Annotated in this window: 11 protein-coding genes and 1 pseudogene; 5 read left to right on the forward strand and 7 right to left on the reverse strand. The window is 71.1% G+C overall.

What is annotated here, in order from left to right:
* Positions 1-60: 60 nt before the first annotated feature.
* Positions 61-3,192 carry an isoleucine--tRNA ligase gene (ileS, locus tag HTZ82_RS02130; RefSeq protein WP_175407532.1) on the reverse strand — a complete coding sequence of 1,044 codons (3,132 nt, stop codon included), beginning with the start codon at positions 3,190-3,192 and terminating at the stop codon, positions 61-63.
* 540 nt (positions 3,193-3,732) lie between these two features.
* Positions 3,733-4,029: a hypothetical protein gene (locus HTZ82_RS32845; protein ID WP_309235271.1), complete on the reverse strand. Its 297-nt coding sequence runs from the start codon at positions 4,027-4,029 to the stop codon at positions 3,733-3,735.
* Positions 4,030-4,039: 10 nt separating this feature from the next.
* Between HTZ82_RS32845 and HTZ82_RS02135 the strand changes: the two genes are divergently transcribed.
* The 4 genes from HTZ82_RS02135 (at position 4,040) to HTZ82_RS02150 (ending at position 7,205) form a co-directional block, all read left to right on the forward strand.
* Positions 4,040-5,074, forward strand: a complete 1,035-nt coding sequence (locus HTZ82_RS02135; RefSeq protein ID WP_309235272.1) for a TraR/DksA C4-type zinc finger protein — start codon at positions 4,040-4,042, stop codon at positions 5,072-5,074.
* Between the two features lie 57 nt (positions 5,075-5,131).
* Positions 5,132-5,692 carry a signal peptidase II gene (gene lspA / locus HTZ82_RS02140; RefSeq protein ID WP_175407534.1) on the forward strand — a complete coding sequence of 187 codons (561 nt, stop codon included), beginning with the start codon at positions 5,132-5,134 and terminating at the stop codon, positions 5,690-5,692.
* Between the two features lie 95 nt (positions 5,693-5,787).
* A complete protein-coding gene (locus HTZ82_RS02145) occupies positions 5,788-6,729 on the forward strand; it encodes an RluA family pseudouridine synthase (RefSeq protein WP_175407535.1) in 942 nt (313 codons plus the stop codon).
* Positions 6,726-7,205 carry a GNAT family N-acetyltransferase gene (locus tag HTZ82_RS02150; RefSeq protein WP_175407536.1) on the forward strand — a complete coding sequence of 160 codons (480 nt, stop codon included), beginning with the start codon at positions 6,726-6,728 and terminating at the stop codon, positions 7,203-7,205. Before HTZ82_RS02145 ends, HTZ82_RS02150 begins: the two co-directional genes overlap by 4 nt.
* 53 nt (positions 7,206-7,258) lie before the next feature.
* Here the strand turns inward: HTZ82_RS02150 and HTZ82_RS02155 are convergent, their stop codons facing one another.
* Entirely contained in the window at positions 7,259-8,386 is a 1,128-nt protein-coding gene (locus tag HTZ82_RS02155; protein WP_175407537.1) for a mechanosensitive ion channel family protein, read from the reverse strand.
* 50 nt (positions 8,387-8,436) lie between these two features.
* Between HTZ82_RS02155 and HTZ82_RS02160 the strand changes: the two genes are divergently transcribed.
* A complete protein-coding gene (locus tag HTZ82_RS02160; RefSeq protein ID WP_175407538.1) occupies positions 8,437-9,018 on the forward strand; it encodes a dienelactone hydrolase family protein in 582 nt (193 codons plus the stop codon).
* Between the two features lie 111 nt (positions 9,019-9,129).
* Here HTZ82_RS02160 and HTZ82_RS02165 read toward each other — a convergent pair whose 3' ends face one another.
* From HTZ82_RS02165 to HTZ82_RS02180, 4 genes and pseudogenes are all read right to left on the reverse strand, one after another.
* Positions 9,130-10,146, reverse strand: a complete 1,017-nt coding sequence (locus HTZ82_RS02165; protein ID WP_175407539.1) for a zinc metalloprotease — start codon at positions 10,144-10,146, stop codon at positions 9,130-9,132.
* A 296-nt stretch (positions 10,147-10,442) separates the two neighbouring features.
* The gene (locus tag HTZ82_RS02170; RefSeq protein ID WP_175407540.1) at positions 10,443-12,125 is read right to left on the reverse strand and encodes an alkaline phosphatase; all 1,683 of its coding nucleotides are present in this window, start codon (positions 12,123-12,125) and stop codon (positions 10,443-10,445) included.
* 186 nt (positions 12,126-12,311) lie between these two features.
* Complete coding sequence (locus HTZ82_RS02175) at positions 12,312-13,148, reverse strand: DsbA family protein (protein ID WP_175407541.1); 837 nt, start codon at positions 13,146-13,148, stop codon at positions 12,312-12,314.
* Positions 13,149-13,210: 62 nt separating this feature from the next.
* Positions 13,211-13,469: pseudogene (locus HTZ82_RS02180) on the reverse strand (hypothetical protein); the annotation flags it as partial.

A 13,469-nucleotide genomic window follows, 5' to 3' on the forward strand; every position in this document is an offset into this window, starting at 1 on the left:
CCCCGGGCGCAGGGCGCGCCGGGGCTTCCGGGGGTGTGGGGGCGGAGCCCCCGCGAAGAGCTACGCCTTACGGAGGCGGAAGGTCAGCGACAGCGACTCGTCCGCGAACGGCGCGCCGTACGACTCGTCGGCCTCCCCCCGCGCGAACTCCGTCGCCAGAACCTCATCCGCGATCAGCCCCGCGTGCTCCTCCAGCGCCGCTGAGACCTCCGCGTCCGAGGACTCCCACCGCAGCGCGATCCGGTCCGCGACATCCAGCCCGCTGTTCTTACGGGCCTCCTGGATCAGCCGGATCGCGTCACGCGCGAGCCCCGCACGCCGCAGCTCCGGCGTGATCTCCAGGTCCAGCGCCACCGTCGCACCCTGGTCGGACGCGACCGACCAGCCCTCACGCGGCGTCTCCGTGATGATCACCTCGTCCGGCGCCAGCGTGATCGTCTCGCCGTTGACCTCCAGCGTGGCCTCGCCGCCGCGCAGCGCCAGCGACAGGGCCGCCGCGTCCGCCGCGGCGACGGCCTTCGCGACATCCTGGACGCCCTTGCCGAACCGCTTGCCCAGCGCCCGGAAGTTCGCCTTCGCCGTCGTGTCGACCAGCGAGCCGCCCACCTCGGACAGCGAGGCCAGCGACGAGACGTTCAGCTCCTCGGTGATCTGCGCGTGCAGCTCGGGCGACAGCGTGTCGAACCCGGCCGCCGCCACCAGCGCACGCGACAGCGGCTGGCGGGTCTTCACACCGGACTCCGCGCGCGTGGCGCGGCCCAGCTCGACCAGCCGGCGCACCAGAACCATCTGCTGCGACAGCGTCGGGTCGATCGCCGACAGGTCGGCCTCCGGCCACGTCGACAGGTGGACCGACTCGGGGGCGCCCGGCGTCACCGGCACGACCAGGTCCTGCCAGACCCGCTCGGTGATGAACGGGGTCAATGGGGCCATCAGCCGCGTGACCGTCTCGACCACGTCGTGCAGCGTCCGCAGCGCGGCCTTGTCGCCCTGCCAGAAGCGGCGGCGCGAACGGCGCACGTACCAGTTCGACAGGTCGTCGACGAACGCCGAGAGCAGCTTGCCGGCGCGCTGCGTGTCGTACGCCTCCAGCGCCTGCGTGACCTGGTCCGTCAGCGCGTGCAGCTCGCTCAGCAGCCAGCGGTCCAGTACCGGGCGCTCCGCCGGCGCCGGGTCCGCGCCGGACGGGGCCCAGCCCGCCGTGCGCGCGTACAGCGCCTGGAACGCGACCGTGTTCCAGTACGTGAGGAGCGTCTTGCGGACGACCTCCTGGATCGTGCCGTGGCCGACCCTGCGGGCCGCCCAGGGGGAGCCGCCGGCCGCCATGAACCAGCGGACGGCGTCGGCGCCGTGCTGGTCCATCAGCGGGATCGGCTGGAGGATGTTGCCCAGGTGCTTGGACATCTTCCGGCCGTCCTCGGCCAGGATGTGGCCCAGGCACACCACGTTCTCGTACGACGACTTGTCGAAGACGAGCGTGCCGACCGCCATCAGCGTGTAGAACCAGCCACGCGTCTGGTCGATGGCCTCCGAGATGAACTGCGCCGGGTAGCGCTTCTCGAAGAGCTCCTTGTTCTTGTACGGATAGCCCCACTGCGCGAACGGCATCGAGCCCGAGTCGTACCAGGCGTCGATCACCTCCGGCACGCGCGTCGCCGTCTCACGGCACGTCGGGCAGGGGAACGTGACGTCGTCGATGTACGGGCGGTGCGGGTCGAGGTCCGACTGGTCCGCGCCGGTCAGCTCGGTCAGCTCGGCGCGCGAGCCGACGCACGTGAGGTGGCCCTCGGCGCAGCGCCAGATCGGCAGCGGCGTGCCCCAGTAGCGGTTGCGGGACAGCGCCCAGTCGATGTTGTTGTTCAGCCAGTCGCCGAACCGGCCGTGCTTGACGGAGTCCGGGAACCAGTTGGTGTTCTCGTTCTCCTCCAGGAGCCGGTCCTTGACCGCGGTGGTACGGATGTACCAGGACGGCTGCGCGTAGTACAGCAGCGCCGTGTGGCAGCGCCAGCAGTGCGGGTAGCTGTGCTCGTACGCGATGTGCTTGAACAGCAGGCCGCGCGCTTCCAGGTCGGCGGTGAGCGCCTCGTCGGCCTTCTTGAAGAACTGGCCGCCGACGAGCTCCAGGGACTCCTCGAACGTGCCGTCCGCGCGGACCGGGTTCACGACCGGCAGGCCGTACGCCCGGCACACCTTGAGGTCGTCCTCACCGAACGCCGGAGCCTGGTGGACCAGACCCGTACCGTCCTCGGTGGTCACGTAGTCGGCGTTGACCACGAAGTGCGCCTCGGCCGGGAACTCGACGAGCTCGAAGGGGCGCCGGTAGCTCCAGCGCTCCATCTCCTTGCCCGTGAACGTCTGCCCGGTGGCCTCCCAGCCCTCGCCGAGCGCCTTCTCCAGGAGCGGCTGCGCCACGACCAGTTTCTCGTCGCCGTTCGTGGCGACGACGTACGTGACCTCGGGGTGCGCGGCGACGGCGGTGTTGGACACCAGCGTCCACGGGGTCGTCGTCCAGACGACGAGCGACGCCTCGCCGGCCAGCGGGCCGGACGTCAGCGGGAAGCGCACGTACACGGACGGGTCGACGACCGTCTCGTAGCCCTGCGCCAGCTCGTGGTCCGACAGGCCCGTACCGCAGCGGGGGCACCAGGGAGCGACGCGGTGGTCCTGGACCAGCAGGCCCTTGTTGAAGATCTCCTTCAGGGACCACCACACCGATTCGACGTACTCGGGGTCCATCGTCCGGTACGCGTCGTCCAGGTCCACCCAGTAGCCCATACGGGTCGTGAGCTCGGCGAACGCGTCGGTGTGGCGGGTCACGGACTCACGGCACTTCGCGTTGAACTCCGCGATGCCGTACGCCTCGATGTCCTTCTTGCCGGAGAAGCCCAGCTCCTTCTCGACGGCGAGCTCCACCGGGAGGCCGTGGCAGTCCCAGCCGGCCTTGCGGGCCACGTGGTAGCCCCGCATGGTGCGGAAGCGGGGGAAGACGTCCTTGAAGACGCGGGCCTCGATGTGGTGGGCGCCCGGCATGCCGTTGGCCGTGGGCGGGCCCTCGTAGAACACCCACTCAGGGCGTCCCTCGGACTGCTCGAGGCTCTTGGCGAAGACCTTGCTCTCGCGCCAGAAATCGAGCACGGCGTGCTCGAGCGCGGGCAGGTCGACCTGGGCGGGTACCTGGCGGTACTGCGACATCGAATCCTCCGGCGGACAGGTTCTTCGTTCCGTCGGAGGGACGAGAGCACGTGCTCCCGCGGTACCACCCTCCTTGGCCCCGGGCCGTGGCCCGACGCCCCCTCATTCGGGTCGCGAAGCCGGTTCTACTCGCCTTGCGCCCGTGGGCGGTCCGACTGTCCAAGGCTTTCTTCCGGCGGCTCCGGGGTGATGTTCACATCGGGCTCGCCCCCGGGCTCTCACCGTCCCCGGGTCGCTCCTGGCTGCGTACGACGCTACTCGTCCCCATCCATGCCTTTCGCTCCGCCCAGTGTACGGGCCCTCACGGACACCGGCCGACAGGATTTCGCGCGGCGGGAGGGCGGGGTCCGCCGTGACCCGAATGGGCATACAGGGCCAGGACGTCCCCGGATGGGGCAATTAGGTGGTTACCGGCCGGGGAGCTGGGCACAAGCCATGCAGGCTCGTCCTGTCGGGCACCGGGTGACCCGAACCGGCGGCGTGCCCCGTTGCCGCCGGGCTGGAGTCGATTTATCGTCCCAGCACGATGCGCGAGCAAGATCACAATGTGTGAAGGGGCCGCGGCATGGTGGTGAGGAAGACCGCCGTCACGAGGACGGCGTCCACGAGATCCGCCGCGAAGAGGGCCACGGCCGGGAAGGCCCCCGTCGAAGCGGCGGCCGGTAAGCAGGCCACGAAGAAGGCGAGCGCGAAGAAGACGGCGACGGCGACCGGGAAGAAGACGGCGGCCGGGACGACGACGGCCGCTGCCGGGAAGGCCGCCACGAAGAAGGCCCCGGCGAAGAAGACGGCGGCGGCCGGGAAGCCCGCCGCCTCCGCCACCGGGGCCCCGACCAAGAAGGCAGCCGTGACCAAGACAGCCGCCGCGGCCAAGACCGCCGCGAAGAAGACGCCGTCCAAGACCGCGCCGTCCAAGACCGCGCCCGCCAAGAAGGCCCCCGCCAAGAAGGCCCCGGCCAAGAAGGCGCCGGCCAAGAAGGCGCCCGTGGCCAAGGCCCCCGCCAAGAAGGCGACGACGGCCAAGGCCGCCACCCGCAAGGCGGCGCCCGGGAAGGCCGCCGCTCGGGAAGAGGCGGCTCCGGTGGAGGCACCCGTCACCGAGGCGCCGCCCGCGAAGGCGTCGGCCAGGAAGGCCGCGGCGAAGAAGGCCCCGGCGAAGAGGGCACCCGCGAAGGCGGCCACGGAGAAGGCACCCGCGAAGGCGGCTGCCAAGCCACCCGCGCAGGAACCCGCGAAGGCACCCGCCAAGGCACCCGCCAAGGCACCCGCCAAGGCGGCTGCCAAGAAAGCCGCTGCCACCGGGGGCGCGGTCAGGAGGACCACGGCCCCGAAGGCCGTGAAAGAGGCCGCACCCGCGGCCGAGGGGGCGGCCCAGGCCGCGGAGCAGACAGGAGCCGGCACGGTGGCAGCGAAGAAGACGGCGGACGTGACGACGGCGGCCGGCGCGGGCCTGGCCCAGGCCCGCGGTGTCGCCGAGGCGGCGCCCGAGGAACTCGCCGTACGGCCGGGCGAGGAACCCTGGACGGCCGAGGAGGTCGCCGAGGCCCGGGCGGGCCTGGAGAGCGAGGTACGGCGCCTCCAGGCGGAGCTCGCCGCGTCCGAGGTGGCGCTGTCCGGGCTGATGCGGGACTCCGGTGAGGGCGCCGGGCACGACGAGGCCGACACCGGCGCCAAGAACATCACGCGCGAGCACGAGATGGCGCTGGCCGCCAACGCCCGGTCGACCCTGGAGCAGACCGAGCACGCCCTGCAGCGGCTCGACGCGGGCACCTACGGTCTGTGCGAGGTGTGCGGCAAGCCCATCGGCAAGGCCAGGATGCAGGCGTTCCCGCGGGCCACGCTGTGCGTGGAGGACAAGCAGAAGCAGGAACGGCGGGGCTGACCTGTACGTGTGTGCCGTACCCTCGTCACAGTCAGGTACCTAGGTTGAGGGACTCACGTGGCAGAGGCGGAGCGCGTCATCGGTACGCCGGATGTTGACGACGAGGGTGCGGCGCCCGCCGGGCGGCCTGCCGGCAGGCGGAGGGTCGTGGCGCTGATCGCCGTGGCCGTCGTCGCCTACCTGCTGGACCTCGGCACGAAGATGCTGGTCGTGGCGAGGCTGGAGCACCACGAGCCGATCGTGGTGATCGACGGCCTGCTGAAGTTCGAGGCGGTACGGAACCCGGGCGCGGCGTTCGGGATCGGCGAGGCGTTCACGGTGCTCTTCACGGTGATCGCGGCCGCGGTGATCGTGGTGATCATACGGCTGGCGCGCAAGCTCTACAGCCTGCCCTGGGCCATCGCGCTCGGCCTGCTGCTGGGCGGGGCGCTCGGCAACCTCACGGACCGCATCTTCCGGGCGCCGGGCGTCTTCGAGGGCGCGGTCGTCGACTTCATCGCGCCGGCGCACTTCGCGGTGTTCAACCTTGCGGACTCGGCGATCGTGTGCGGCGGCTTCCTCATCGTGATCCTCTCCTTCCGAGGCCTCGACCCCGACGGGACCGTCCACAAGGACTGAAACCGCCGGCCGGAGGCCCGACGGAACAGGGCCGCGGTCGCACGGTTGTCCACAGGCCCGACCGTGGAGCCCCGCCGACAAGGCATACTCGACGGGTGAGCACGATTCCCGAGATCCGTACGCTGCCCGTACCCGACGGCCTGGAGGGCGAGCGCGTCGACGCCGCCATCGCCCGCATGTTCGGGTTCTCCCGCACGAAGGCGGCCGAGCTGGCCACCGCCGGGAAGGTCCTGGTCGACGGGTCCGTCGTCGGCAAGTCCGAGCGGGTCAGCGGCGGTGCCTGGCTCGAGGTCGAGATGCCCGGCGCGCCCGCTCCCGTGCAGATCGTCGCCGAGCCCGTGGAGGGCATGGAGATCGTCCACGACGACGACGACATCGTCGTGATCATGAAGCCGGTCGGCGTCGCCGCCCACCCGAGCCCCGGCTGGACCGGCACCACCGTGATCGGCGGCCTCGCCGCCGCGGGGTACCGGATCTCGACGTCCGGCGCCGCCGAGCGCCAGGGCATCGTGCACCGCCTCGACGTCGGCACGTCCGGTCTGATGGTCGTCGCCAAGTCGGAGCGCGCCTACACGCTGCTGAAGGCCCAGTTCCGCGAGCGCGTCGTCGACAAGCGGTACCACGCGCTGGTGCAGGGCCACCCCGACCCGCTGAGCGGCACCATCGACGCCCCCATCGGCCGCCACCCCAACCACGACTACAAGTGGGCGGTCACCGCCGACGGCAAGCCCTCCGTCACGCACTACGACCTGATCGAGGCCTACCGGGCGGCGTCCCTCCTGGACATCAAGCTGGAGACGGGCCGTACGCACCAGATCCGCGTGCACATGTCCGCCCACCGCCACCCGTGCGTCGGCGACCTGACGTACGGCGCCGACCCGACCCTCGCCAAGCGGCTGCGCATCTCCCGCCAGTGGCTGCACGCGGTCCGCCTCGGCTTCGAGCACCCGGCGGACGGCCGCTGGGTCGAGTTCGAGAGCGGCTACCCCGCCGACCTCCAGCACGCGCTGGACACCATCGCCGCGGAGAGCGCATGACCACCGCGCACACCGCGTTCGAGATCCGCGAGGCCGTGACCGAGGCGGACCGGCAGGCGGGCTTCGCCGTGCGCCGCGCCGTCTTCGTCGTCGAGCAGGGCGTGCCCGAGGAGATCGAGTACGACACGTACGACGCGACCGCCGTGCACGTCCTCGCGATACGCACCGCCGACGGCACGCCCCTCGGCACAGGGCGGCTGCTGCACGGCGCGGACGCGGCCGGCAAGACCGGCGGCGCCGAGGGGGTCGGCTCCCTCGGGCGGCTCGCGGTGACCAAGGACGCGCGCGGACTGGGCGTCGGCGTCGCCCTGGTGCGTGCCATCGAGGACGCGGCCAGGGCCCGTGGGCTCACCGCTGTCGACCTGCACGCCCAGACGCAGGCGCTGCGCTTCTACGAGCGGCTCGGCTATGAGCCGTACGGCGCGGAGTTCCTCGACGCGGGCATACCGCACCTCGCGATGCGCCGCGCCCTCTGACCCGCACGTCCGCACCGGCCTCACGCGCCCCGGTCAGCTCCGGTCAGCCCAGGTCAGCGCCGGTCGGCGTCGCCGCGATGGTCATCGCGCGGTCCACGGTCACCGTCCGAGCGCCGGTCCTCGCGGGTGCCGCGGTCGTCGTCCCGGTCGGGCGCGGTGGTCGTGGCGACGCGGGGGAGGGCGTACGGATGGTGCGCGTACAGCCAGGCGATCAGCTCCTCCCGTACGGCGCACCGCAGCGTCCAGACGTCGTCGGCGTCCTTCGCGGTGACCACCGCCCGTACCAGCATCGTGCTCGGCGTGGTGTCCGTGACCACCAGCGACCAGCCGCGGCCGTCCCACGCCGGCGACTCCGCCAGCAGCTCGCGCAGCCGCTCCCGCATCAGGCCGACCGGGGCCGCGTGGTCGAGGTGGAAGAAGACCGTGCCGGTGATCTGCGCGCCGCCCCGCGACCAGTTCTCGAACGGCTTGCTCGTGAAGTACGAGACGGGCATGGTGATCCGGCGCTCGTCCCAGGTCCGTACGGTGAGGAAGGTCAGCGTGACCTCCTCGACCACGCCCCACTCGCCGTCCACGACGACCGTGTCGCCGATCCGCACCATGTCGCCGAAGGCGATCTGGAACCCGGCGAAGACATTGCTGAGCGTGGACTGCGCGGCCACACCGGCCACGATGCCGATGAGACCGGCGGACGCCAGGACCGATGTGCCGACGGCCCGGAAGTCGGGGAACGTCAGCAGCATCGCCGCGATCGCCACGACCCCCACGACCGCCGTGACGATCCGCATGATCAGCGTGACCTGCGTACGGACCCGGCGCACCCGTGCCGGGTCGCGGGTCGCCGCGGCGTAGCGGGTGTACGTCGTCTCGACGGCGGCCGACGCGATCCGCACGACCAGCCAGGCACCGGCCCCGATCAGCAGCACGGTCAGCGTCCGGCCGATGCCGACCTCGTGCTCCTCGATGATCTGCCAGGCGATCTGCTCGTAGGAGCCGCGCAGCAGCCCGATGAGCAGCACCAGCTGGAGCGGCAGCCTGCAGCGGCGCAGCAGGTCCCACAGAGGCGTCTCGGGGTGCCGGGCGTCGGCCCTCCGGAGCAGCAGGTCGGCCAGCCAGCCCACCAGCAGGGTGAGCACGACCGACCCACCGAGGACGATCAACGGACGCAGCACGTTCTCCATGGCTCTGACGCTAGTCCCCGGACGCGGGTGGCAACTGGCAGGATGACCGAATGGAGATCATTCTGTTCCACTCGGTCTACGGTCTGCGCCCGGCCGTGCACGCCGCCGGCGATCGGCTGCGGGCCGCCGGGCACCACGTGCACGTGCCCGACCTGTACGAGGGGCAAACCGCGGAGACCGTCGAGGAAGCCAACGCGATCAAGGACGCGATCGGCTGGGAGGAGCTCGTGCGGCGGTCGGTCTCGGCGGCCGCCCCGTACTCCGACCGCGGCCTCGTGTACGCCGGGTTCTCGCTGGGCGCGGCGTTCGCGCAGGTGCTGGCGATGGGCGACGAGAAGGCGCGCGGGCTGCTCCTGCTGCACGGCACCTACGACGTGGGTGAGGACACGCACCTGGACGGCCTGCCGGTGCAGCTGCACGTGGCGGACCCGGACCCGTTCGAGCCGGACGACTGGCTGAACGCCTGGTACCTGGAGATGGGCAAGGCGGGCGCGGACGCCGAGGTGCACCGCTACCGGGGGGCCGGGCACCTGTACACCGACCCGGACCTGCCGGACTACGACGAGGAGGCCGCCGAGCGGACGTGGGCGACCGCGCTGGGGTTCCTGGAGGACCTGCGGCGGGACGCGTGACCCGGTGCGCGACGCGGTGCGCGACGCGGTGCGCGACGCGGTGCGGAACACAGGGGCACGGTGCGGCGACCCCGCCGCACCGTGCCCCCTTCCGCGCTTCCGGCCGCCGGATCAGGCGGTGCGGTACGCGACCCAGTGCTCCTGCATGCGCTGTACCTGACCAGCCGTGAACTGGTACATGCAGGAGTCGTACGTGTAGTCCATGAAGTTGTGGATGGGGTCGACGCCCGCCTTGCGGGTGCAGGAGTCGCGGCCCTCCGGGCACTGGTACGCGGGGCTCTTCTCGGCCGCGGTGTCGTCGACGTAGTCGCCCTTGCCGTTGCAACCGCCCTGGAAGGTGTGGTAGAGGCCCATCCAGTGGCCGACCTCGTGGGTCGCGGTGTCGCCCTCGTTGTAGTTGGCGGCGGTGCCGCCCGGGAGCGAGGCGTCGAGGACGACGACGCCGTCCATCTCCGGGTTGGACTTGTACGAGGACGGGAAGGTCGCCCAGCCGAGCAGACCGTCGCTGAGGTTGGCGGTGTAGAAGTTCAGCGCGTCGGCGCCGCCCTGGCGGAGGGTCGACTTCATCGCCTTCTCCTCGTCGGAGCCGGCGGAGAGGTTGTACCAGGACGCGTTGTCCGTGTAGGTGGTGGCGGCCAGCGAGAACTGGAAGCCCGAGTCGCTGTTGCCGGTGCCCTGGCCGCCGAAGGCGGAGTTGAGGACGGCCATCTGGTTGTTGATGTCGGTGGCGCTCAGCTTGCCCTTGGTGCCGTCGTGGATGACGTGGAAGTACACCGGGATGGTGGTGGCGGCCGTGGCCGCGGCGGCGTTCAGCCGGCCGGTGTCGAGGCCCTTGGTCTTGGCCTCCTTGAGTCTCTTCTTGAGGTCCGCCTCCATGGCCTCGGCCTTGGCCGCGGTGACCTCGTTGGGCTCGTGCTCGTGGATGTGGCCGGAGGGGCGCGACTCGCGTGCGTGGGCGCTCGTGCCCGACTCCTCCTCAAGGCAGTCCTCGGCGGCGGCCGGTGCCGCGGTGGCGGCGGACGCTCCGGTGGGAGCGGAGAACGGGGCCAGGGCCAGGGTTCCGGCCAGGACCGCGGCTCCGAGCACGCGGCGGTGCGAACTCGGAGATATACGGGCAAGAGCACGCATAGGTGACTCCTCGCGGGGGGCTGTGGGGAGGGCCTTCCTCGCCATCGCGGGGAGATTACGTGGCCATGTCAGATGTGGAGGAGAAGCGTTCTGGCCCAATCAATCGTTGAGGAAATAACGACAACGGGGAGAAATCCTTCGGCCTGTTCCGGGGTTTGAGATCGGTACGTAACGAACGGGCCATCACGAGCGGGTGGTGTGTCCGGATTCGATCTCCGGAACACACCACCCGCCACGCGTCTGTGATCTTCAGTTAACAGGTCGAAGGGTGGCTGAAAATCGCCCTTGCGGTCATCTCATCGCACCGGCGTGTACACCCGCTCGACCTTCTGCGTTCCGCTCAGCGTCCGGTAGGAGCGCGTCCACTTCGATGTGGCGGCCGGATCCCTGCGGTCGGACAGGATGTAGTAGTCCATCTGCGACCGCTCGGCGGTGACGTCGAGGACGCCGTACCCGTGGTGGTCCATGTCGATCCAGTGCACATGGCTGTTGGCGGCCTTGATGGCGGCCGACGCCACGTACGAGGCGGTGTTGGCGGGGACGTGGAGTATGTCGTCCAGGTTGTCGGAGGTCACCGACGTCACGACGAACTCGGTCGCGGCGGACGGCGACTTGGGGTACGTGGCGGCCGTCACCGGGACGTCGTTGGCCCACGCCATGTGGATGTCGCCGGTCAGGAACACGGTGTTCCGGATGGCCCGGTCGGTGAGGTGCGCCAGCAGCTCCTTGCGGTCGTCCGTGTAGCCGTCCCACTGGTCGACATTGACGGCGAGTCCGCCGCCGGGCAGGCCGAGCAGCTCGGCGAGGGGCTTCAGGAGGTGCGCCGGCAGGGACCCGAAGGCGACAGGCGAGATCATCACGGAGGTGCCGACCAGCCGCCAGGTCGCGTCGGACGACGCCAGGCCGGCCTTCAGCCAGTCGAGCTGGGCGCGTCCGGTGATGGTGCGCTCCGGGTCGTCGACCGCGCCGCTGCCGACGGAGGTCTGCTGGGAGCGGAACGAGCGGAGGTCGAGGAGGTGCAGATCGGCGAGCTTGCCGTAGCGCAGGCGCCGGTAGACGTTGCCCTCGGTTGAGGTGCGGACGGGCATCCACTCGAAGTACGCCTGCTTGGCGGCGGCCATGCGGGCCGCCCAGTCGCCCTCGGCGTCGGGGGAGTGGTTGTCGGCGCCGCCGGACCAGGTGTCGTCGGCGAACTCGTGGTCGTCCCACATCGCGATGACCGGGTGCGCGGCGTGCAGCGCCTGGAGGTCGCGGTCCGTCTTGTACATGGCGTGCCGGAGCCGGTAGTCGGCGAGGCTGACGATCTCGTGGCGCGGCTCGTGCGCGCGCAGCACGGTGCCCGTCTTGGGGTACTGGCCGGTCCCGTACTCGTATATGTAGTCGCCGAGGTGCAGGATCGCGTCCAGGTCGGCGCGGGCGGCGAGGTGGCGGTACGCGGCGAAGTGGCCGGCCTCCCAGTTGGCGCACGACACGACGCCGAACCGGACGCCGGGCGTGGCGGCGTCGTGCGCGGGGGTGGTGCGGGTGCGGCCTACGGGCGACACGGTGCCGGCGCCGGTGCCGTCCCCGGCTCCCGCGCCGGCGGTGAACCGGAACCAGTAGGTGGTCGCCGGGCGGAGCCCTCGTACGTCCACCTTGACGGTGTGGTCCGTCGCGGCGCTCGCGGTGAGGGCGCCGCGCGCGACGACGTCGGCGAAGCCTCTGTCCTCGGCGACCTCCCATCTCACCTCGGTGTCGGCACCGGCCCCTGAGCCGGGCGTGGCGTCGGCACTCGGCGTCACGCGCGTCCAGAGCAGCACCCCGTCGGGCAGGGGGTCCCCGGAGGCGACGCCATGGAGGAAGGCGGGGACGTGGGTCTGCGCGACGGCGGGGGAGGCCCCGGCGGCGAGCGCGGGCGCGACAACGGCTGTGACGGCGGCAGCCTTGACGACGGCGCGACGGGTGGGAGTGGCGGTATGGATGATGTTTCGACTGGTCACGGCCGGTCAGACTACCCGTCACATTACCGACGGGTAAGCCACAAGAGCCGGAATTGGCCGGGAAGTTGTCCTCTGTGCACCCGGGATAAACGGAATGGCCCGCTCCCTCTGGAGCGGGCCATTCCGATGACCGTGCGGCGCCCAGGATGCCCAGGCCGCCCAGGACACCCCGTACGCCTAGGACGCCTAGGACCCCTTGAGGGCCTTGTCGATCGCCGTGGTGAACTCGGGCGTCGTCATCGGGGCGTTGCCCTTGGCGTCCGTGACCGGCTTGCCGTCCATCTTCAGGGTCGGGGTGCCCTTGACGCCGCTCTTGTCGAAGGTCTCGGACATCTTCAGCGCCCACGCGTCGAAGGTGCCGCCCTCGACGTTCTTCTTGAACTGTTCGTTGTTCTTCAGCGCCGGGACCGTGTCCGCGATCTCCAGGAGGTAGGAGTCCTTGGCGAACTTGTCCTGCGACTCCTCGGGGTGGAAGTTCGCCGAGTAGAGCGCCGACTTGAACTTCAGGAAGGCGTCCGGGCTCACGTCCAGCGCGGCGCCCAGGGCGGACAGGGCGTTCTTGGAGCCCTCGCCGAAGGACCCGATCTTGCCCTCCTCCAGGGAGTCGCCGTCGAGGAACGTGGCGCCCACGTACTTGATCTTGTACTTGCCTGCCTCGACGTCCTTCTCGATCGTCGCGCCGACCTGCTGTTCGAAGATCGCGCAGACCGGGCAGCGGGAGTCCTCGTAGATCTCCAGGGTCTTCTTCGCGGCCGGCTTGCCGATGACGACGGTCGTGCCGTTCTCGCCCGTCGTGTTCTTCGGGGCCGTGACGCTCGCGCTCTTGGCCGCCTCCCAGTGGGAGGGCTTGTTGGCCTGGACGACCGCGTAGCCGATACCGCCGGTCAGGGCCAGGACGCCCAGGCCGACGAGGCCGACGGTGAGCTGCCGGCGCGTCTTCTCCTTCTTGGCCTGGCGCTCCCGCTCCAGCCGGAGGCGCTCCCGGGCCGCCGCCTTGTTGGCCTTGCTGTTGCGTGCACTCATGGGTCTTCTCTTCTCCGTCGTCTCAGTCGCTCGGTGGGCGTGGGGGTGCGTACGTGCCGTGCTCAGGCGTGTGCCGGCGCACCGCACGGCGGGCCCCGCCGTCCGACGGAGTGGACGAGGAGGCGCGTACGGGACGCCCGGGGCAGGGGATCCGGCCGTACGGTACGGCGCGGGGCGCGGTCCCGGGCCGTCGCGGCCAGCACGGCGCAGGCGACCAGCAGCGGGCGGAACGTGGACGACGCCACCGCCCGCAGCACCCGGGCCAGCGCCGCCTCACCGCGCCGCAGCCACGCCGCCGCGCCGAGCCCCACCGTGACGTGC

The sequence above is a fragment of the Streptomyces sp. TRM64462 genome (assembly GCF_013362995.1).
Taxonomy (GTDB): domain Bacteria; phylum Actinomycetota; class Actinomycetes; order Streptomycetales; family Streptomycetaceae; genus Streptomyces.

Excerpts from the sequence above, each read along its gene's own strand:
- HTZ82_RS02165 (WP_175407539.1), bottom strand. The coding sequence starts at position 10,146 with ATGCGTGCTCTTGCCCGTATATCTCCGAGTTCGCACCGCCGCGTGCTC.
- HTZ82_RS02175 (WP_175407541.1), bottom strand. The coding sequence starts at position 13,148 with ATGAGTGCACGCAACAGCAAGGCCAACAAGGCGGCGGCCCGGGAGCGC.
- HTZ82_RS02155 (WP_175407537.1), bottom strand. The coding sequence starts at position 8,386 with ATGGAGAACGTGCTGCGTCCGTTGATCGTCCTCGGTGGGTCGGTCGTG.
- HTZ82_RS02160 (WP_175407538.1), top strand. The coding sequence starts at position 8,437 with ATGGAGATCATTCTGTTCCACTCGGTCTACGGTCTGCGCCCGGCCGTG.
- ileS (WP_175407532.1), bottom strand. The coding sequence starts at position 3,192 with ATGTCGCAGTACCGCCAGGTACCCGCCCAGGTCGACCTGCCCGCGCTC.
- HTZ82_RS02150 (WP_175407536.1), top strand. The coding sequence starts at position 6,726 with ATGACCACCGCGCACACCGCGTTCGAGATCCGCGAGGCCGTGACCGAG.